The organism is Citrobacter sp. C5_2 (genome assembly GCF_014596845.2).
GTDB lineage: Bacteria > Pseudomonadota > Gammaproteobacteria > Enterobacterales > Enterobacteriaceae > Citrobacter > Citrobacter werkmanii.
In genome coordinates this window covers 3,258,994-3,278,742 of record NZ_CP115032.1, presented here as the reverse complement: position 1 = coordinate 3,278,742, position 19,749 = coordinate 3,258,994, and the positions used below count along the sequence as shown (strand labels likewise).

Sequence of the window (19,749 nt, the reverse complement as noted above, 5' to 3'; positions counted from 1 at the left end):
CAAATTGGGGACATCAAAGAAAAGCAGTGGCAATAGTTATGACTGACACCTTGAAGAAAAGTTCTGCTGAACTGCAAAAAATTTTCTTTTAAGGGTAATTTTCAGTGCTAACCAAGGCCTGGCCAGACGATGACGATGAGTGTCCCCGCCAATGTCAGCAGAACGTTGGCAATGGCGTAGGTGCCAGCATAGCCTAATGCCGGGATGTTGCTGCGGGCCGTGTCGCTGATGATTTCCATTGCCGGAGCGCAGGTACGCGCGCCCATCATGGCGCCAAACAGCAGGGCGCGGTTCATGCGCAATACGTAAGCGCCAAACAAGAAACAAATAACAACCGGAACCAGGCTTACAATCAGACCGGCAATCAGCATTTGACCACCCACGGCGCCAAGGCCATTGCCAATGCCGCTACCCGCGCTTAAACCGACGCCTGCCATGAATACCATCAAACCAAACTCTTTCACCATGTTCAGCGCGCCCTGCGGGATATAGCCAAACGTAGGATGGTTGGCACGCAGGAAGCCCAGCATAATCCCGGCGAACAGTAATCCAGCTGCATTCCCGATGCCGAAGCTGAAATTGCTGAACTGGAAGGTGATCATTCCAATCATCAGACCAATGATAAAGAAGGCGCAGAAGGCCAACAGATCGGTCACCTGACTGTGAATGGAAATGAAGCCGATACGATCTGCGATCGTTTTAACGCGACGGGCATCACCGCTCACCTGCAACACGTCACCTTTATTGAGCACGACGTTGTCATCAATAGGCATTTCGATCTGGCTGCGGATCACGCGGTTGAGAAAACAGCCGTGGTCGGTCAGTTTCAACTGGGCCAGGCGACGGCCAACGGCATTGTGGTTTTTCACCACAATCTCTTCCGTGACGATACGCATATCGAGCAGATCGCGATCGAACACTTCTTTGCCGTTACGGAAACTGGGATCGAGGCGGGCATGCGCGTCTGGATAACCTACTAAGGCTATTTCGTCGCCCATTTGCAGCACTGCGTCACCGTCCGGGTTAGCCAGGATGCCGTTGCGGCGGATGCGTTCAATGTAACAGCCGGTCTGACGATAAATACCTAACTCGCGCAGGTTCTTACCATCAGCCCATGCTACCAGCTCCGGGCCCACGCGGTAGGCGCGGATCACTGGCAGATAAACCTTACGGTTGGCGTCAGTGTCCAGACCTCGTTCACGCGCAATTTGTTGGGCGCTGGTTTGCAGGTCCTGATGCTGAAGTTTCGGCAGGTAGCGCGCACCGACAATCAGACTGACCAGTCCAATCAAATAGGTGAGGGCGTAACCCAGACTCAGGTTATCAAGGGCAGTGGAAAGCTGCGCGCCTGCCATTCCGGAATGGCGCAAGGTATCGCCTGCGCCGACCAGCACCGGCGTGGAGGTCATCGAACCGGCCAGCATACCCGCCGTCAGGCCGATGTCCCAGCCAAATAGCTTACCCAGCCCCAGGGCGATCAGCATTGCGCTACCGACCATCACCAGAGCAAGCATTAGATAATTTTTCCCATCGCGAAAAAAAATCGAAAAAAAGTTGGGGCCGGCTTCGACGCCGACACAAAAAATAAACAGCATAAAGCCGAGATTTAATGCATCGGTGTTAATACTAAAGTGCTGCTGACCTAATAATAGGGACACCACTAAAACGCCAATGGAATTACCGAGTTGGACTGAACCCAGGCGTAATTTACCCAGGCAGAGGCCCAGAGCCAGGACCACAAATAATAACAGGATGTAATTCCCATTTAACAAATCTGCGACGTTTATATTCACTGAGGCTAACTTCTTGTTTACTAGTAAGCTATTGAAAGAAATGGCAATTTACGCTAATGTTTTTGCCAGAAATTAAGGGGCGACAGCACCGCACACAGCCCCGATTAATGCAGCATAACAATATATGCGGATAGTTTAATCTCATTACGTATCAACGGCTATAAGAATCGTGTGGGTGTGTTTTTGGCATGGAATGCCGAGTTACTTTATCTGACTGGACGCCTGCGGGCGAAAAGAGTGTTCGATAGAGAATGTGTCAGGAGGAACGATTGAAACATAAGCAAAGTTGGGCGGGGGCGATCTGCTGCTTTGTGCTGTTTATTGTGGTGTGTCTTTCATTAACGCTAAACGTGAAAGGGGCATTCAGAGCGGCAGGGCATCCTGAGGTCGGGTTGTTGTTTTTTATCTTGCCTGGTGCTGCAGCAAGCTTTTTCTCCCACCGTCGGGAGGTGCTCAGACCTCTTCTTGGTGCAATGTTGGCGGCGCCATGCTGTCTGTTGCTAATGCGGTTCGTTTTTATGCCGACGCGTTCATTGTGGCAAGAACTGGCGTGGTTATTCAGTGCGGTGTTTTGGTGCGCGCTTGGCGCATTGTGTTTTTTGTTTATCAGTAGCTTGTTCAATCAGCATCAACGACGGAAAAAGAACTGAACACGCCCTCCCGCGGAGGGCGTAGAAACAGCTGTCAGGCGAACAGATTCATATTCTCTTTTGCCCACGCCTCAAAATCCGTGCAGCCGCCGATGTGTTTTTGATCAACAAAAATCTGCGGAACGGTTTCAACCGGCTTACCTACCGTCTTTTCCAGATCGGCTTTCGTAATACCTTCGGCATGAATATCAATGTAGCGGAAGTTAAAATCGTCATGCTCATTGCTTAATTTTTCTGCTAATTCTTTTGCGCGCACGCAATACGGGCACCCTGGACGACCAAAAATAACGGCAAACATCTCTCTCTCCTCGAACTTATCAGGCCGGATGGCGAATACTTATTATGATGCCGCGATTTGTGACGGATGGAAAGCAGGTTCGGCCTGTTGCTTTGATATCCTCAAGCTATAACTGTTAAACACGACGAGCCGGAACGTTTTATAATGAAAGCCATTTCGCCGGGAGACCGCTTATGCGCACCATTGGTGTATTACCGAAAAGCGTATTGATGCTGGAAATAATGGGGATGGTTTTGTTATCGCTGGCGCTGCTGTCGCTTAACGATTACCTGACCTTACCCGCGCCGCTTAACAGCCCGCTCGCCTGGGTTGTGATGATATTTCTGGGCGTACTGCTGATGCTCCCCGCTGCGGTGATGTTGATGTGGCGCATTGCTCAACTGCTGGCGCCGCAGCTCCTGTCGCGCGCTCCCGACGATTCTTCCCATTCAGACAGAGAAAAAAGAGATGACGCCAACTATTGATTTAATCCGCAGCCACCGTTCCATTCGCCATTTCACCGAAGAAGCTATTTCTGACGCACAGCGAGAGGCGATTATTGCCGCCGCTCAGGGCACCTCAAGCTCCAGTTTTTTACAGTGCACAACGATTGTTCGGATAACCGATAAAACCCTGCGTGAATCGCTGGTTACCTTATCTGGCGGTCAAAAGCACGTGGCGCAGGCCGCTGAATTCTGGGTGTTTTGCGCTGACTTTAACCGTCATTTGCAGATTTGCCCTGACGCGCAGTTGGGGCTGGCAGAACAACTGCTGCTGGGCGTGGTTGATACGGCGATGATGGCGTAAAATGCGCTGACGGCGGCAGAATCGCTGGGACTTGGCGGTGTGTATATAGGTGGGTTGCGTAACAATATTGAGTCGGTCACGGAATTATTGAAGTTGCCGCAGCATGTTCTGCCGCTGTTTGGTTTGTGCCTTGGCTGGCCTGCGGATAACCCGGATATCAAGCCGCGCCTGCCAGCGTCGCTGGTTGTGCACGAAAACCAGTATCAGCCGCTTGATACAGACGTTTTGTCGCAGTATGACGAACAGCTTGCGCAGTACTATCTGACCCGCGGCAGTAATACGCGTCGTGACACCTGGAGCGATCACATTCGTCGAACCATCATTAAAGAAAGTCGTCCCTTTATCCTGGAATATTTGCATAAACAGGGATGGGCCACGCGCTAAAGATTTCAACCCAGTGTATGATACGCCTGCTTTTACCAGGTCATTGAGAGGTGCAGGGTGAAAATTGCCATTTTGTCCCGGGACGGAACGCTCTATTCTTGTAAGCGCCTGCGTGAAGCGGCGATGCAGCGCGGTCACCTGGTTGAAATTATCGATCCGCTTTCTTGCTATATGAATATCAGCCCGGCGGCGTCATCTATTCATTACAAGGGCCGCCAGCTTCCTCATTTTGACGCGGTGATCCCACGGATTGGTTCAGCGATTACCTTTTATGGTACGGCCGCACTGCGGCAGTTTGAAATGTTGGGTAGCTATCCGTTAAATGAATCGGTAGCGATTACGCGCGCGCGCGATAAGCTGCGTTCGCTGCAGTTGCTGGCGCGTCAGGGAATCGATTTACCCATTACCGGGATTGCTCACTCCCCGGACGATACCAGCGACATGATTGATATGGTCGGCGGCGCGCCGCTGGTGGTGAAACTGGTTGAAGGTACACAGGGGATCGGCGTGGTGCTGGCGGAAACGCGGCAAGCCGCGGAAAGCGTCGTGGATGCGTTTCGTGGGCTGAATGCTCATATTCTGGTTCAGGAATATATCAAAGAAGCGCAAGGGCGGGATATTCGCTGTTTCGTGGTGGGTGACGAGGTGGTGGCCGCCATTGAACGCCGGGCGAAAGAGGGCGATTTTCGTTCTAATCTCCATCGCGGCGGGGTTGCTACGATTGCGAATATCACGCCGCGCGAAAGAAAAATTGCGCTCAAAGCCGCTCAGACTATGGGGCTGGATGTTGCAGGTGTGGATATTTTGCGTGCAGAACGTGGGCCGCTGGTCATGGAGGTTAACGCTTCTCCGGGACTGGAGGGGGTCGAGAAAACCACCGGGATAGACATTGCCGGCAAGATGATCCAGTGGATTGAGCGCCATGCTACGCCTGAATTTTGTCTTAAAATCGGCGGCTAAACACAATATCGATTGCGATCGTGGTATGACACGCTCTTTTTTCGTAAGCTGTGCCGGTATTTTTTTCATCAATAGAGGTCGCACATTATTATGACATCACTGGTCGTTCCCACTCTGGATACGTTGCGTCAATGGCTCGACGACCTGGGCATGAGTTTTTTTGAATGCGATACCTGTCAGGCGCTGCATTTACCTCATATGCAGAACTTTGACGGCATCTTTGATGCAAAAGTTGATTTGGTGGATAACGTCATCCTGTTTTCTGCAATGGCGGAAGTCAGACCTTCCGCACTGCTGCCACTGGCCGCCGATTTGTCCGCGATTAATGCCAGTTCGCTGACGGTAAAAGCATTTCTGGATATGCAGGATGATAATCTGCCAAAGCTGGTGGTTTGCCAGTCTTTATCCGTTACGCCGGGCGTAACGTTTGAACAGTTTGAGTGTTTTGTTCGCCAGAGCGAAGAGCAGATATCGATGGTGATCCTCGAAGCCGGGGCGCATCAGCTGTTATTCAACGCTGAAGACGATACGCAAAACAGCAATGCTGAAGTCCATTTCCTCCATTAATTCCCCCTGAATCTGGACACATTTTGCGCAGCCGCTACCAGAGCGGTTGCGTACTGCCTGTTTTTATTCTGCGTTTAACCTTTTATTAAAGAATTATTCACTTCCATTCTGCTCCTTCCGCTTTATGTCATAGACAATTCCTGCATAAAAAATTGATAAAAGACGTTTTTTAATCTGGGCTATATCCACAAAACCTGGCTAAAGTTATTCTTGCGAAGCATATAGACGTCAATTCTCGAACTGCCCCGTGTGACCTGAGCTGTGACTACAATACGTGGTGAATGAGTGAGCGGATATCTGCGCGCGATAGCGGCATCGGGAGAGGACTCTCTTTTCATTGATGCCGCATGAAAGAATATGCACGTTTCTTGCATATCATTAGAGTGTGACATTTTTGTTCGTTTGTTAACGAACTTTCAGAAGGAAAGAGATTATGACCGCCTTAAATAAAAAATGGTTATCAGGCCTGGTTGTGGGTGCTCTGATGTCCATCTCTGCCGGCACGCTCGCTGCTGAACAAAAAACGCTGCATATTTATAACTGGTCTGATTATATTGCTCCGGATACGGTGGCTAACTTTGAAAAAGAGACCGGAATTAAAGTTATCTATGACGTATTTGATTCCAATGAAGTACTGGAAGGTAAGCTCATGGCGGGTAGCACCGGTTTTGACCTGGTTGTTCCTTCCGCCAGTTTCCTCGAACGTCAACTGACCGCTGGCGTCTTCCAGCCGCTGGATAAGAGCAAACTACCGGGCTGGAAAAACCTCGATCCTGAGCTGCTGAAGCTGGTGGGTAAACACGATCCGGACAACAAGTTTGCGATGCCGTATATGTGGGCAACGACCGGCATTGGCTATAACGTGGACAAAGTGAAAGCGGTGCTGGGGCCAGATGCGCCGGTTGATAGCTGGGATCTGATCCTCAAACCGGAAAATCTGGAAAAACTCAAAAGTTGCGGTGTCTCTTTCCTTGATGCGCCTGAAGAGGTGTTTGCTACCGTGCTGAACTATTTGGGTAAAGATCCCAACAGTACCAAAGCAGATGATTACACCGGACCGGCGACCGACCTGCTGTTGAAACTGCGTCCGAATATTCGCTATTTCCACTCTTCGCAATATATTAACGACCTGGCAAACGGAGATACCTGTGTAGCAATTGGTTGGGCGGGGGACGTATGGCAGGCGGCGAACCGTGCAAAAGAAGCGAAAAATGGCGTCAATATCTCTTTCTCAATTCCTAAAGAGGGGGCGATGGCGTTCTTTGACGTGTTTGCAATGCCAGCCGATGCCAAAAACAAAGAAGAAGCCTATCAGTTCCTCAACTACCTGCTGCGTCCTGATGTGATTGCGCATATTTCCGACCACGTGTTCTATGCCAATGCCAACAAAGAAGCGACGGCTCTGGTCAGTCAGGAAGTTCGTGATAACCCTGGTATCTACCCGCCTGCGGATGTGCGCGCCAAGCTGTTCACGCTGAAAGTACAGGATCCGAAGATCGACCGTGTCCGTACCCGAGCGTGGACGAAAGTAAAAAGCGGAAAATAACCTGATGTTTGGGACATGACCCGGCAGGATTTATGCCTGCCGGGCAGTGTTGATCCTAAACACACCTAACCCGGCAATACGCACCACCGTGGTGCGTTATTTGCACCGTTTCTTTGTTTTATGCCGGAGAGCACCTGAGTGAATGATGCAACCCCACGCCCACACGCGAAAATCCGCAAGGCGCTGACCCCGCTGCTTGAAATTCGCAACCTGACCAAGTCTTTCGACGGGCAACACGCCGTCGATGACGTCAATCTTACTATCTACAAAGGTGAAATATTTGCCCTGCTCGGCGCATCCGGCTGTGGCAAATCGACTCTGCTGCGCATGTTAGCGGGATTTGAACAGCCGACAACCGGGCAAATTATGCTTGATGGCGTCGATTTAGCGCACGTCCCGCCTTATCTGCGCCCGATCAATATGATGTTTCAATCCTATGCCCTGTTTCCGCACATGACGGTAGAGCAGAACATTGCCTTTGGCCTCAAGCAGGACAAGCTGCCAAAAGCTGAAATTGCCAGCCGGGTGAATGAGATGCTGGGCCTGGTGCATATGCAGGAATTTGCCAAACGCAAACCGCATCAGCTTTCCGGCGGTCAGCGTCAGCGTGTGGCACTGGCGCGTAGCCTGGCGAAACGGCCGAAGTTGCTGCTGCTGGATGAACCGATGGGGGCGCTGGACAAAAAGCTCCGTGACCGCATGCAACTGGAAGTGGTGGATATCCTTGAACGCGTCGGCGTGACCTGCGTGATGGTAACGCACGATCAGGAAGAAGCCATGACGATGGCAGGGCGGATTGCGATCATGAACCGTGGAAAATTTGTGCAGATCGGCGAACCGGAAGAGATCTACGAGCATCCGACTACGCGCTATAGCGCCGAGTTTATCGGTTCGGTTAACGTCTTTGAAGGACTACTGAAAGAACGCCTGGAAGATGGGCTGATTATTGAGTCTCCTGGACTGGTGCATCCGCTGAAAGTAGATGCAGATGCGTCTATTGTCGATAACGTCCCTGTGTATGTTGCGCTGCGCCCGGAAAAAATCATGCTCTGTGAGGCTCCTCCCCCAGACGGTTATAACTTCGCGGTAGGTGAAGTGGTGCACATTGCCTATCTGGGCGATTTGTCGGTGTATCACGTACGTTTGAAAAGCGGCCAGATGCTGAGCGCTCAGCTACAAAATGAACATCGTTATCGCAAGGGATTACCAACCTGGGGTGACGAGGTCCGTTTGTGCTGGGATGCAGACAGCTGTGTGGTGTTGACGGTTTAAGGAGCGAAGATGAGTACACTTGAACCTCCGGCGCGCGTGGATAAAGCAGGGCGATTCACGCTGCTTATGTCGCGGCTGCAAATGAACCACGGGCGCAAGCTGGTGATTGCGCTGCCGTATGTGTGGCTGCTGCTCCTGTTTCTTCTGCCGTTTCTGATCGTCTTCAAAATCAGTTTGGCTGAAATGGCGCGCGCTATTCCACCGTATACCGACCTCGTTTCATGGGCTGACGATCAGCTATCCATCACGCTCAACTTAGCCAACTTCCTGCAACTAACGGATGATCCGCTCTATTTTGATGCCTACCTGCAATCTTTGCAGGTGGCGGGGATTTCGACGATCTGTTGTCTGCTGTTGGGCTATCCGCTGGCGTGGGCCGTCGCACACAGTAAACCCTCGACACGCAATATTCTGTTATTGCTGGTGATCCTGCCGTCCTGGACGTCGTTTTTGATTCGCGTGTACGCCTGGATGGGGATCCTGAAAAATAACGGTGTACTGAATAACTTTCTGATGTGGCTGGGCGTTATCGATCAACCATTGACGATTCTGCACACCAATCTGGCGGTCTATATCGGGATTGTTTATGCCTATTTACCCTTTATGGTGCTGCCGATTTACACCGCGCTGACGCGTATTGATTATTCGCTGGTAGAGGCGGCGCTGGATTTGGGCGCCCGACCGTTGAAAACCTTCTTTAGCGTGATTGTGCCATTGACCAAAGGCGGGATTATCGCCGGATCGATGTTGGTGTTTATCCCGGCTGTGGGTGAGTTTGTAATTCCGGAACTGCTGGGCGGCCCGGATAGCATCATGATTGGTCGCGTGCTGTGGCAGGAGTTCTTTAACAACCGCGACTGGCCGGTGGCATCTGCCGTTGCCATTGTTATGCTGCTGTTACTGATTGTGCCAATCATGTGGTTCCACAAATATCAGCAAAAAAGCATGGGGGAACACGGATGAATAACTTACCGGTCGTGCGTTCGCCGTGGCGTATTTTTATCCTGGTGCTGGGCTTTACCTTCCTGTACGCGCCGATGCTGATGCTGGTTATCTATTCGTTTAACAGTTCGAAGCTGGTAACGGTCTGGGCGGGGTGGTCAACGCGTTGGTATGGTGAACTTTTCCACGATACCGCGATGATAAGCGCCGTTGGCATGAGCTTAACGATTGCTGCGGGTGCGGCGACGATGGCGGCAATCCTCGGCACTATAGCCGCCGTGGTAATGGTGCGTTTTGGCCGTTTTCGCGGATCGAATGGGTTTGCTTTTATGATTACCGCACCGCTGGTTATGCCGGATGTCATTACCGGTTTATCACTGCTGCTGCTGTTTGTGGCGCTGGCGCATGCCATCGGCTGGCCTGCGGATCGCGGTATGTTGACCATCTGGCTGGCGCACGTCACCTTCTGTACGGCGTACGTGGCGGTGGTGATTTCCTCACGGTTGCGCGAACTGGATCACTCCATTGAGGAAGCGGCAATGGATCTTGGCGCCACGCCGCTGAAGGTCTTTTTCGTTATCACGCTGCCGATGATTATGCCTGCGGTGATCTCCGGCTGGTTACTGGCCTTCACGTTGTCGCTTGATGATCTGGTTATCGCCAGCTTTGTCTCTGGTCCTGGCGCCACAACATTACCGATGCTGGTGTTCTCCAGCGTACGTATGGGGGTTAACCCGGAGATCAACGCGCTGGCGACGCTGATTCTTGGCGTGGTAGGAATCATCGGATTTATCGCGTGGTATCTGATGGCGCGAACAGAAAAACAACGGATTCGCGATATCCAACGTGCAAGACGCGGCTGAAAAAACTAAAATCTGCCAACCTGTCTATACGGCGCCGCTGTGGTGGCTGCGCCGTTTTCATGGAAGACGACGCGTTGGGATTTTTTAAGAAATCATCCACATCACATGCTCGCTTAAACGTCCCTGCGTTGGTGCAGGTGGCGGCGCTGGCTATTATCATGATCCGCTGTCTCGATCTGTTGATGATTTTTAATACGCTAGGGTTGCGTGGAACCAGCGAATTTATTCATCGCAGCGTGCAGACCTGGAATTTGACGCTGGTGTTTCTGGGCAGCCTGGCGCTGCTGTTTATTGAAATCTACTGCGCATTTTCGCTGGTGAAAGGACGTAACTGGGCGCGTTGGGTTTATCTGTTGACCCAGATTATCGCCAGCGTTTATCTGTGGGCGGCCTCGTTGGGTTATGGTTATCCTGAACTGTTCAGCATTGCGGGAGAGTCCAGACGTGAGATCCTGCGTACGCTGGTGATGCAAAAGTTGCCGGATATGCTGGTGTTGCTGCTACTGTTTGTTCCCGCGTCCAGTCGGCGGTTCTTCCGTTTGCAGTAAATGTGGTCGGTGTTGTTTGTAGGCCGGATAAGGCGTTTATGCCGCCATCCGGCACCGACGCCGCACAATTGCCTAATGGCGACCCTAACGCGTCTTATCAGGCCTACGAAAGCTCAGGCCTGATATGCATCCCGAATGATTTTACGTATATAATCTCCGCCCTCGATCACGTAAAGGTTTTTGTATGCAGTGCGCACTCTATGACGCCGGTCGCTGTCGTTCCTGTCAGTGGATTGAACAGCCGGTTTCCCACCAACTCACCGCCAAAATGGCCGATTTACGCCAACTGCTTGCTGAACATGCGGTGGCGGAGTGGCGCGCGCCGGTCAGCGGCCCGGAACGCGCTTTTCGCAACAAAGCCAAAATGGTGGTCAGCGGCAGCGTGGAAAAACCACTGCTTGGGATGCTGCATCGTGACGGTACGCCGGAGGATTTGTGTGATTGTCCGCTCTATCCTGCGTCTTTTTCGCCCGTATTTGCCGTGCTCAAACCGTTTATCGCCCGCGCGGGGTTAACGCCCTATAACGTGGCGCGTAAACGCGGGGAGCTTAAATATCTGCTGTTAACGGAAAGCCGGTTTGATGGCGGTATGATGCTGCGCTTTGTCCTGCGTTCAGACGCCAAACTGGCGCAGTTGCGTGCAGCGCTACCGTGGTTGCAGGAACGGTTGCCACAGTTAAAAGTGATCACTGTGAATATTCAACCGGTGCATATGGCGATTATGGAAGGGGAGACAGAAATCTTCCTCACCGAACAACAGGCGCTGGCGGAACGCTTTAATGATGTGCCGCTGTGGATACGTCCACAGAGCTTTTTCCAGACCAACCCAGTGGTGGCGGGTCATTTATATGCCACCGCACGCGACTGGGTGCGCCAGCTTCCGGTTGATCATATGTGGGATCTGTTTTGCGGCGTAGGAGGGTTTGGTCTGCATTGCGCCACGCCGCAGATGAAACTGACAGGTATTGAAATCGCGCCAGAGGCGATTACCTGTGCGAAACAGTCGGCGCAGGAGCTTGGGTTGCAAAATCTGCGTTTTCAGGCGCTGGATTCGACTCAGTTTGCTACCGCCCAGGACGAAGTACCCGATCTGGTTCTGGTGAACCCACCGCGTCGCGGGATTGGCAAACCGCTGTGCGATTTTCTTTCCCGCATGGCGCCACGTTTTATTGTCTATTCAAGCTGCAATGCGCAAACCATGGCGAAGGATATTCACGAGTTGCCAGGGTATCGCATTGACCGCGTTCAGCTTTTCGACATGTTCCCACATACCGCGCATTACGAAGTGTTAACGCTACTCAGCAGACAATAACGGATATGCCTGATGGCGCTTCGCTTATCAGGCCTACGAGGAGGGGCATGACTGTAGGCCGGATAAGGCGCTTGCGCCGCATCCGGCAAATGCAACATGCGAAAAAAAAGCCCGTACTTGCGTACGAGCTCTTCTTAAAATATGGCGGTGAGGGGGGGATTCGAACCCCCGATACGTTGCCGTATACACACTTTCCAGGCGTGCTCCTTCAGCCACTCGGACACCTCACCATATTGTATTGCTGCCTGACCGCTTGGGGGGCAACGGGGCGCTACTATAGGGAGTTGCGCTAAAACGGTCAAGCAGAATTTACATGTTCACTGTTGTTTGGTTACGCAGTGTACATATTCCTCCGCCCGGACTGGCGCGGAGGATATAATTAACGCTGAGAGTCCAGTTTTTCGCCGTTGGTCACGACTTCCTGGGCTTTGCTATAGCTTTCTATCAGCAACTGATACGCCGGGAAGACTTTGGTATACACTTCAGCCCATTCAGCGGCGTCTTCACGGTTCCATGTCCCCTGAATTTCAGAAGCGACGGCAGCGGTATCCATCGGCACGACGCCAGCCTGAACCACGCGAGCCAGGGTGATTTCCTGCGCCATTTTGCTGTAGGTGCCGGAGGCGTCGATTACCGCGAACACCTTATAACCTTCAGCCACTGCGCTGATGGCCGGGAAAGCCATGCAGACGCTGGTGATCGTACCGGCGATAATCAGCGTCTTACGACCTGTTGCTTTTACCGCTTTAATGAAGTCTTCGTTATCCCAGGCGTTGATTTCGCCTTTACGCGCCACGTATTGGGCGTGGGGCGCATTGGCATGGATCTCAGGGATCAGCGGGCCATTAGGTCCCTGCGGTACAGACGCCGTGGTAATCACCGGCATTTTCGCCAGGGTGGCCATTTTAGCCAGCGCAGCAGCACGCGCACGCAGCTCTGGCATTGGCATATCGCCGACGGTCTGGAAAAGCCCGCTCTGATGGTCGATAAGCAGCATGACGGAATCATTCACATCGATGACCGGACGTGAACCATTAAAGTTTGCAGGACTGGACATATTCTTCTCCTTCGATTCAGATTTGGCCAAAACGGCCGGAGTTAAAATCGCGTACGGCTTCAGCGATTTCTTGTTTCGTGTTCATGACAAACGGGCCGTAACCTACAATTGGCTCGTTCAACGGTTCGCCAGACAGCAGCAGCACGATGGCATCGCTGGTGGCTTCAATGTGCAGCGTTTTCCCCTGCTGGCTTAGCACCACCAGTTGCGCTTCGCTGGCTGGCGTGGTGCCGTTTACGGTGATATTGCCTTTCAATACCACCAGTGCGGTGCTCCATCCTTCAGGCTGAGACAACGCGAGCTGATGATTACGTTGCAGTCGCATATCCCAGACGTTCAGCGGCGAAAAAGTATGTGCAGGCCCTTTGGTTTCCTCGTAGCTACCCGCAATAACGCGAACGCTTCCTGCTTCATCAGGGAGAGCAACCGTTGGGATAACATCGCTGGTGATGCTCTGATAACCCGGCGTGGCCATTTTGTCTTTTGCCGGCAGGTTGACCCACAGCTGTACCATTTCCAGTTCGCCGCCCCGACGGGTAAATTCCGGTGAATGGAATTCTTCGTGCAAAATTCCTGCACCTGCGGTCATCCACTGCACGTCGCCGGGACCGATAATGCCGCCGCGACCAGTTGAATCACGATGTTCAACTTCACCGCTGTAAACGATGGTCACCGTTTCAAAACCACGGTGAGGGTGTTCGCCGACGCCGCGCTTTTCGTTACCCGGTGTGAACGTATGCGGACCGGCGTAATCCAGCAGCAGGAATGGACTTAACTGCTCTGCATGAGACTGGTAAGAGAACATTGAGCGAACCGGAAATCCATCGCCAACCCAGTGCGGGCGAGGTGCGGTGTAGACGCCTGTTACTTGTTTCATTTGTGTCTCCTCAGTGGCGTTATCTTGATGTGAATAAGCTTATATTCATGACAGCGAATTGAGTAGTCGCTAAAATGGTCTTCACTGTCTCATTAATAGGACAATAAAATGACAAAGCCGGATCTCAATGATTTTGCTTGGTTTGTACATGTCGTAGAGGAAGGTGGTTTCGCCGCGGCGGGGCGTGCGCTTGATGAACCGAAATCAAAACTGAGCCGACGTATTGCGCAACTTGAAGAGAGGTTGGGGGTTCGACTTATTCAGCGAACCACCCGGCAGTTTAACGTGACTGAAGTCGGACAAACCTTTTACGAGCACTGTAAGGCGATGCTGGTGGAAGCGCAGGCGGCGCAGGATGCCATTGCGGCTTTACAGGTTGAGCCGCGTGGCGTTGTGAAGCTGACTTGTCCGGTCACCTTGTTGCATGTGCATATTGGGCCAATTCTTGCCCGATTTATGGCGCGTTATCCCGATGTATCCGTGCAGCTTGAGGCGACGAACCGTCGCGTTGATGTCATCGGTGAAGGTCTGGACGTGGCGATTCGCGTCAGACCTCGTCCATTTGAGGATAGCGACCTGGTGATGCGGGTACTTGCAGACAGGGGACACCGGTTATATGCCAGCCCGCGATTAATTGAACAAATGGGCGCGGTTAACTCCCCGGCGGAATTGACCCGTTGGCCGGGCCTGAGTCTGGCATCGGGTAAACATGTGCATCGCTGGGAGTTATTCGGCCCACAGGGCGCACGGGCGGAGGTGCATTTCACGCCGCGAATGATCACCACTGATATGCTGGCGTTACGTGAAGCCGCGATTGCCGGCGTGGGGGTTGTACAACTTCCGCAACTGATGGTGAAAGAGCAATTAGCGGCGGGTGAACTGGTGGCATTGCTCGACGGTTGGGAGCCCAAGCGGGAAATTATTCACGCAGTCTTTCCGTCTCGTCGGGGATTACTGCCCTCGGTACGCGCCCTGGTGGATTTCTTAACAGAAGAATATGCGCGGATGATTGAGGATTAAATACAGATCCTCAGCCTATAAAAAAGGCCGGTTAAACCGACCTTTTATTATCTGGACGCCATCATGGTGGCGTGAAAACAATCAGCGACTACGGAAGACAATGCGGCCTTTGCTCAGGTCGTACGGGGTCAGCTCAACAGTCACTTTGTCGCCCGTCAGGATGCGGATATAGTTTTTGCGCATTTTACCGGAGATGTGTGCAGTAACCACGTGACCGTTTTCTAACTCTACGCGGAACATGGTATTAGGTAACGTATCGAGAACGGTACCCTGCATTTCAATATTGTCTTCTTTGGCCATCTAATCCTCTGGGGTATCACTACCGTAATTTGAACCGGCAAGATAATGCCGAAGTTCTTTTAATAAGTAAAGATTTGTGCGTTTAAAACACAGCAAATCGGGTTTGGCGCATTACTCTGACCACCCACGGCAAAGCCGCACGTAAAGCGCAACGTATAAGGGAACGAGGAGATAAACGATAGGCGTTGCCTGGCGCGAACTGTTCCTTAACGGCGGCGGGGTAATGGGCTAAACCAACTCTGCGGCACAATTATAACACCCCGACAAAAAATGTGCCGAAAACATTCACCCCTGAGGCGAAAATAACGTCCTTGGTATCCAGAAATGGCTCGGTAGCCGCTGCTGACGCAGTCTGCTCAGCTGCTCAAGGTACTCCCGCCGCGGGGTTTCGATGGCGCCCAGGGATGCTGTGTGGCTATTTAACACCTGGCAGTCGATTAATTTTCCGCCCTGACGGATAAATTCCGCGCAAAAAACAAGTAGTGCGGTCTTGGATGCATTTTCCTGACGACTGAACATTGATTCGCCACAAAACAGCGTACCTTGCGCCACGCCATACATGCCGCCGACTAATTCATTTTGTCGCCATACTTCAATTGAGTGCGCATGTCCCAGTTCGTGCAGCCGATGGTAAGCGTCCACCACATCGTGTGTGATCCAGGTGCCTTCTTCCCGATCGTTCGCACAGCCTTCAATCACCTGACCGAACGCGTAGTTGAGCGTCACACGATAAGGCGAATTTTTATGAAAGCGTTTCATGCTGCGACTGAGGTGAAAGTTCTCAGGCCAAAGAATGGCGCGCGGATCGGGTGACCACCAGAGAATAGGGTCACCGGGAGAAAACCACGGGAAAATACCGCGCTGGTAGGCCATCAACAGGCGGGCAGGGCTAAGATCGCCTCCCAGCGCCAGTAAACCGTTAGGCTCGCGTAAAGCGCCTTCCGGTGATGGGAAGGCTATAGAATGGCGGGACAGTTGCACCAGGCGCATGACAGCGAAACTCCACTACGCGAGTTTGATCGTTCAATAATAGCTTACAGACGTTGCTTAAACTGGTAATAACGCCCCTGCCTGGCTAACAGATCTGCGTGATTACCTTGCTCAATAATTTGTCCGTTGTCCATCACTATTATTTGATCGAAACGCGACAATCCGCGCAGACGATGTGTGACCATCAGCACGGTTTTATCCCGCATCACATCGCCAATTAATTCAAGCATTTGGCTTTCTGTTGTGGCATCAAGCCCTTCGGTAGGCTCATCCAGCAGCATCAGCGGGGCATCATGCAGCAAGGCGCGGGCGATAGCCAGACGGCGGAGCTCGCCGCCGGAAAGCTGACGACCGCCTTCGCCCAACCAGGCGTTGAGCCCATCGTCTTCAAGCAGTTTTTCCAGACCGACGCGGCGCAGGATCGCGGATAATGCTTCATCGCTGGCGTGCGGAGCTGCCAGCAGCAGGTTATCGCGAAGCGTAGCGCTAAACAGATGTACGCGCTGTGGCACGACGCTGATGATTTGGCGCAATGTGGCTTCATTCAGGGCTGAAAGCGGTCGATCGTTAATCAGGATTTCGCCACTCTGCGGATCCCAGGCGCGGGTCAGCAATTGTAACAACGTTGACTTTCCGCAGCCAGTGCGACCTAAAATAGCGATGTGCTCACCGGGTTTTGCCAGTAAAGAAAGGGTGTCGAGTGCTTTTTGCGTCTGCCCCGGATAGCTGAATGAGACCTCACGCAGGGTAAGAGTGAGCTGCTCAGAAACCGGAGATTCGGTATCCGGGAAGGTGACTTCTGGCTGCTGTTCGGTCAGTTCGGTGATGCGTAATGCAGAGGCGATAACCTGGCCGAGATGCTGAAACGCGCCGGTGACAGGCGCTAATGCCTCAAACGCAGCCAGCGCACAGAAGACAAACAGCGCGATTAGCGCGCCTGGCTGGGTATTTCCGCCCATGTCGCCTGAGGCCATCCATAACATCATAATCACCGCCAGCGCGCCGATTAACAGCATGATCGCCTGCGACAGTGCCGTTAATTCGGACTGACGTCGCTGCGCTTCATGCCACTGCAATTCGGTGGCTTCCATTTGAGCCCGGTAGCGTTCACTGGCGCCGAAGATAGTTAATTCAGCCTGGCCCTGCAGCCAGGAGGTTAATTGCTGACGATATTGCCCACGCAAATGCGTCAGGTTTTGCCCGGTACTTTTACCGGCCTGATAAAAGAGTGGGGGCAGAATGAATAAGGTCAGCAGCATAATACCGCCGAGGGTGACAGCCAGCGTGAAATCGAGAACGCTCAGTCCCAGCGTGACCACCATGATGACGACAAACGCTCCCACCAGCGGAGACAGAACGCGTAAATAAAGATGATCGAGCGTGTCGACATCAGCGACGACGCGGTTAAGTAATTCACCTTGTCTATAGCGGGACAGGCCAGCAGGGGAGAGCGGTAGCAGCTTGCTGAAGGTATAAATCCGCAGGTGTTGCAGCACTCGGAACGTGGCGTCGTGACTGACCAGGCGCTCGAAATAACGGCCTGCGGTTCGGGTGATTGCCGCACCACGTACGCCCGCGGCGGGGAGCATATAGTTAAAACTGTAAATTCCAGTGACGCCCACCACCGCAGAAGCAGACAGGAACCAACCTGAGAGCGTCAGCAAGCCAATACTGGCCAGCAGCGTAACGATCGCCAGAACGATGCCCAGCGTTAACATCCATTTGTGACGTTTATACAGCGTCAGATAGGGTAGCAAAGCGCGCATTTAGATATCCTCCTGACGATGAGCCAGTAGTGTTGCAAAAGCACCGTTGGCAGCGCTAAGTTCAGCCCAGCTACCTTGTTCAACGATCTGACCATCCTGCATGACCCAGATAGCGTCCCAGTCGGCAAGATCTTCAAGCTGGTGCGTCACCATCAGCGTGGTCTGGCGGCGCGATGCTGCGTTCAATGCCTGCATCACGCGTTGTTCACTGTGGGCATCAAGGCTGGCTGCGGGTTCGTCCAGCAGAAGCAACTGACACGGATTAAGTAACGCGCGCGCCACGGCCACGCGCTGCGCTTGACCAACAGAAAGTCGGGCCGCCTGATCGCCGACTGGCGTATCTACGCCCTGCGGCAGCAGCGGTAAAAACTCGCTCACCCAGGCGCTGTCGAGTGCGGCCTGAAGCTGTTCTTCACTGGCATCGGGCCGTGCCAGCAGTACGTTTTCGCGTAACGTGGCGGCAGGAAGCTGCGGGTTTTGCCCAACCCACGACAGCTGTTTGCGCCAGGAATCAGGCGACAGGTCGCGTAGTTCAAAACCATTGATCCGCAGCGATCCCTGATAAGAAAGAAAACCGGACAGAACATTCAGCAGCGAACTTTTTCCGGATCCGCTACGTCCTACCACTACCGCACGTTGACCTGCTGTCAGGGTAAAGTTGAGCGGTCCCGCAAGCACTTTGCCTTCCGGTGAGGTGATGACCAGACCTGCAGCCTCAATTGAAACGGCATCTTTCGTCGCCAGCTCAATCTCACCACGCTCAGGGTGCGCCAGCGGGGTTTCCATAAAGGTTTTCAGACTGTCTGCTGCTCCGACGGCTTGCGCTTTGGCGTGATAAAACGTCCCGAGATCGCGCAGGGGTTGGAAAAACTCCGGTGCCAGAATGAGCGCCAGGAAACCGGACGCCAGCGTTACGCCCATACCGTAGTGGCCGAAGTCGAGCTCGCCGAGGTAGGAAAAACCGAAGTAAACCGCGACCAGAGCGATAGACAACGACGTAAAGAACTCGAGGACCCCGGATGACAGGAATGCCAGGCGCAGGACTTCCATCGTACGCTGGCGGAAATCCTGTGATGCTGCGCGAATACTTTCTGTTTCGGCTTCACCGCGGCCAAATATTCTCAGCGTTTCCATACCCCGGAGGCGATCGAGAAAATGACCGCTTAGTCGGGCAAGCGCCTGAAAGTTGCGGCGGTTAGCGTCGGCTGCGCCAATACCGACCATCGCCATAAACAGAGGGATTAGCGGGGCGGTTCCGAGCAGAATAAGAGCGGCTACCCAGTTTGACGGAAAAACGGCCGCCACAATCAACAGGGGAACGCATACGGCCAGCGCCATTTGCGGCAGATAACGCGCATAGTAATCATGCATATCGTCAATCTGCTCGAGGATCAGGGTCGCCCAGCTCCCGGCTGGTTTACCCTGTATCCAGGCCGGACCCGCCTGTTGCAGGCGATCGAGAACCTGGCGACGAATCTCAAAGCGAATATGTTGCCCGGCGTGAAACCCGACGCGTTCGCGCAACCAGACGACCCATGCGCGCAGGATGAAAACCAAAATCAGCACGATGAAAGGGAGCAGAAGCGCTTCCCGGGGGATATTGCCCATGATCATATGGTCCAGAATTCGGGCCATGAGCCAGGCCTGAGCGACAATTAACAGGCCGCTCACGAATCCCAGCAGGCGTGAAATGTTCAGCCATCGTTGGGATATTACACTTTGCTGTTTTAACCAGCGGGTCAGCTCTTTTTGACGGGTTTTATTCATTGCACGCTTAGCAGGTGAGTTATTGGAATTTTTGGGCAGGACAATGTTACA

General features: G+C 52.9%; 19 protein-coding genes, 1 tRNA gene and 2 pseudogenes. 12 read left to right on the top strand and 10 right to left on the bottom strand.

Annotated features, from left to right (window positions below; translation table 11 throughout):
* Nucleotides 1–107: 107 nt before the first annotated feature.
* Complete coding sequence (locus ICA20_RS16075; protein ID WP_038639225.1) at nt 108–1,793, bottom strand: aspartate:alanine antiporter; 1,686 nt, start codon at nt 1,791–1,793, stop codon at nt 108–110.
* A gap of 269 nt (nt 1,794–2,062) precedes the next feature.
* Here ICA20_RS16075 and ICA20_RS16070 point away from each other — a divergent pair, with 269 nt between their 5' ends.
* Nucleotides 2,063–2,443 carry an inner membrane protein YbjM gene (locus ICA20_RS16070; RefSeq protein WP_061388467.1) on the top strand — a complete coding sequence of 127 codons (381 nt, stop codon included), beginning with the start codon at nt 2,063–2,065 and terminating at the stop codon, nt 2,441–2,443.
* A 34-nt stretch (nt 2,444–2,477) separates the two neighbouring features.
* Here the strand turns inward: ICA20_RS16070 and ICA20_RS16065 are convergent, their stop codons facing one another.
* A complete protein-coding gene (locus ICA20_RS16065) occupies nt 2,478–2,741 on the bottom strand; it encodes a GrxA family glutaredoxin (RefSeq protein ID WP_016152408.1) in 264 nt (87 codons plus the stop codon).
* Between the two features lie 173 nt (nt 2,742–2,914).
* On the opposite strand from ICA20_RS16065, the gene ICA20_RS16060 reads away from it, so the two are divergent.
* The 10 genes and pseudogenes from ICA20_RS16060 (at nt 2,915) to rlmC (ending at nt 11,921) form a co-directional block, all read left to right on the top strand.
* Nucleotides 2,915–3,205 (top strand): YbjC family protein, encoded by a 291-nt coding sequence (locus tag ICA20_RS16060; protein ID WP_038639228.1) that lies wholly within the window; start codon nt 2,915–2,917, stop codon nt 3,203–3,205.
* Nucleotides 3,189–3,911 (top strand): annotated as a pseudogene (gene nfsA, locus ICA20_RS16055) (nitroreductase NfsA). The gene ICA20_RS16060 and the pseudogene nfsA overlap by 17 nt, the downstream one beginning before the upstream one ends.
* A 57-nt stretch (nt 3,912–3,968) precedes the next feature.
* Nucleotides 3,969–4,871, top strand: a complete 903-nt coding sequence (rimK, locus tag ICA20_RS16050) for a 30S ribosomal protein S6--L-glutamate ligase (protein ID WP_038639233.1) — start codon at nt 3,969–3,971, stop codon at nt 4,869–4,871.
* A 90-nt stretch (nt 4,872–4,961) separates the two neighbouring features.
* A complete protein-coding gene (locus ICA20_RS16045; protein ID WP_038639236.1) occupies nt 4,962–5,438 on the top strand; it encodes a YbjN domain-containing protein in 477 nt (158 codons plus the stop codon).
* A gap of 433 nt (nt 5,439–5,871) precedes the next feature.
* Complete coding sequence (gene potF / locus ICA20_RS16040; protein WP_038639239.1) at nt 5,872–6,984, top strand: spermidine/putrescine ABC transporter substrate-binding protein PotF; 1,113 nt, start codon at nt 5,872–5,874, stop codon at nt 6,982–6,984.
* 138 nt (nt 6,985–7,122) lie between these two features.
* On the top strand, nt 7,123–8,256 hold the full coding sequence (gene potG / locus ICA20_RS16035) for a putrescine ABC transporter ATP-binding subunit PotG (protein WP_038639242.1): 1,134 nt from the start codon (nt 7,123–7,125) through the stop codon (nt 8,254–8,256).
* A 9-nt stretch (nt 8,257–8,265) separates the two neighbouring features.
* Complete coding sequence (gene potH, locus ICA20_RS16030; protein WP_038639245.1) at nt 8,266–9,219, top strand: putrescine ABC transporter permease PotH; 954 nt, start codon at nt 8,266–8,268, stop codon at nt 9,217–9,219.
* A complete protein-coding gene (gene potI, locus ICA20_RS16025; RefSeq protein ID WP_038639247.1) occupies nt 9,216–10,061 on the top strand; it encodes a putrescine ABC transporter permease PotI in 846 nt (281 codons plus the stop codon). Before potH ends, potI begins: the two co-directional genes overlap by 4 nt.
* Before the next feature lie 59 nt (nt 10,062–10,120).
* Entirely contained in the window at nt 10,121–10,609 is a 489-nt protein-coding gene (locus ICA20_RS16020; protein ID WP_038639250.1) for a YbjO family protein, read from the top strand.
* Between the two features lie 184 nt (nt 10,610–10,793).
* On the top strand, nt 10,794–11,921 hold the full coding sequence (gene rlmC / locus ICA20_RS16015; protein ID WP_038639253.1) for a 23S rRNA (uracil(747)-C(5))-methyltransferase RlmC: 1,128 nt from the start codon (nt 10,794–10,796) through the stop codon (nt 11,919–11,921).
* A 142-nt stretch (nt 11,922–12,063) separates the two neighbouring features.
* Here rlmC and ICA20_RS16010 read toward each other — a convergent pair.
* The 3 genes from ICA20_RS16010 to ICA20_RS16000 all read right to left on the bottom strand — a co-directional run bounded on the left by ICA20_RS16010 (nt 12,064) and on the right by ICA20_RS16000 (nt 13,855).
* Nucleotides 12,064–12,151, bottom strand: a tRNA-Ser gene (locus ICA20_RS16010).
* A gap of 149 nt (nt 12,152–12,300) precedes the next feature.
* The gene (locus tag ICA20_RS16005) at nt 12,301–12,978 is read right to left on the bottom strand and encodes an isochorismatase family protein (RefSeq protein ID WP_038639255.1); all 678 of its coding nucleotides are present in this window, start codon (nt 12,976–12,978) and stop codon (nt 12,301–12,303) included.
* Nucleotides 12,979–12,994: 16 nt separating this feature from the next.
* A complete protein-coding gene (locus ICA20_RS16000) occupies nt 12,995–13,855 on the bottom strand; it encodes a pirin family protein (RefSeq protein WP_038639258.1) in 861 nt (286 codons plus the stop codon).
* A gap of 108 nt (nt 13,856–13,963) precedes the next feature.
* Here ICA20_RS16000 and ICA20_RS15995 point away from each other — a divergent pair, with 108 nt between their 5' ends.
* Complete coding sequence (locus ICA20_RS15995; protein ID WP_038639261.1) at nt 13,964–14,875, top strand: LysR family transcriptional regulator; 912 nt, start codon at nt 13,964–13,966, stop codon at nt 14,873–14,875.
* Between the two features lie 81 nt (nt 14,876–14,956).
* On the opposite strand, the gene infA is transcribed toward ICA20_RS15995, so the two are convergent.
* From infA to cydD, 5 genes and pseudogenes are all read right to left on the bottom strand, one after another.
* Nucleotides 14,957–15,175, bottom strand: coding sequence for a translation initiation factor IF-1 (gene infA / locus ICA20_RS15990; RefSeq protein ID WP_002211347.1), 219 nt, complete (start codon nt 15,173–15,175; stop codon nt 14,957–14,959).
* Nucleotides 15,103–15,460 (bottom strand): annotated as a pseudogene (locus tag ICA20_RS15985) (hypothetical protein). The gene infA and the pseudogene ICA20_RS15985 overlap by 73 nt, the downstream one beginning before the upstream one ends.
* On the bottom strand, nt 15,461–16,165 hold the full coding sequence (gene aat / locus ICA20_RS15980; RefSeq protein WP_038639268.1) for a leucyl/phenylalanyl-tRNA--protein transferase: 705 nt from the start codon (nt 16,163–16,165) through the stop codon (nt 15,461–15,463).
* 44 nt (nt 16,166–16,209) lie between these two features.
* Nucleotides 16,210–17,931: a cysteine/glutathione ABC transporter ATP-binding protein/permease CydC gene (gene cydC / locus ICA20_RS15975; protein WP_038639270.1), complete on the bottom strand. Its 1,722-nt coding sequence runs from the start codon at nt 17,929–17,931 to the stop codon at nt 16,210–16,212.
* Nucleotides 17,932–19,698, bottom strand: coding sequence for a cysteine/glutathione ABC transporter permease/ATP-binding protein CydD (cydD, locus tag ICA20_RS15970; protein ID WP_149282223.1), 1,767 nt, complete (start codon nt 19,696–19,698; stop codon nt 17,932–17,934).
* Between the last annotated feature and the right edge of the window lie 51 nt (nt 19,699–19,749).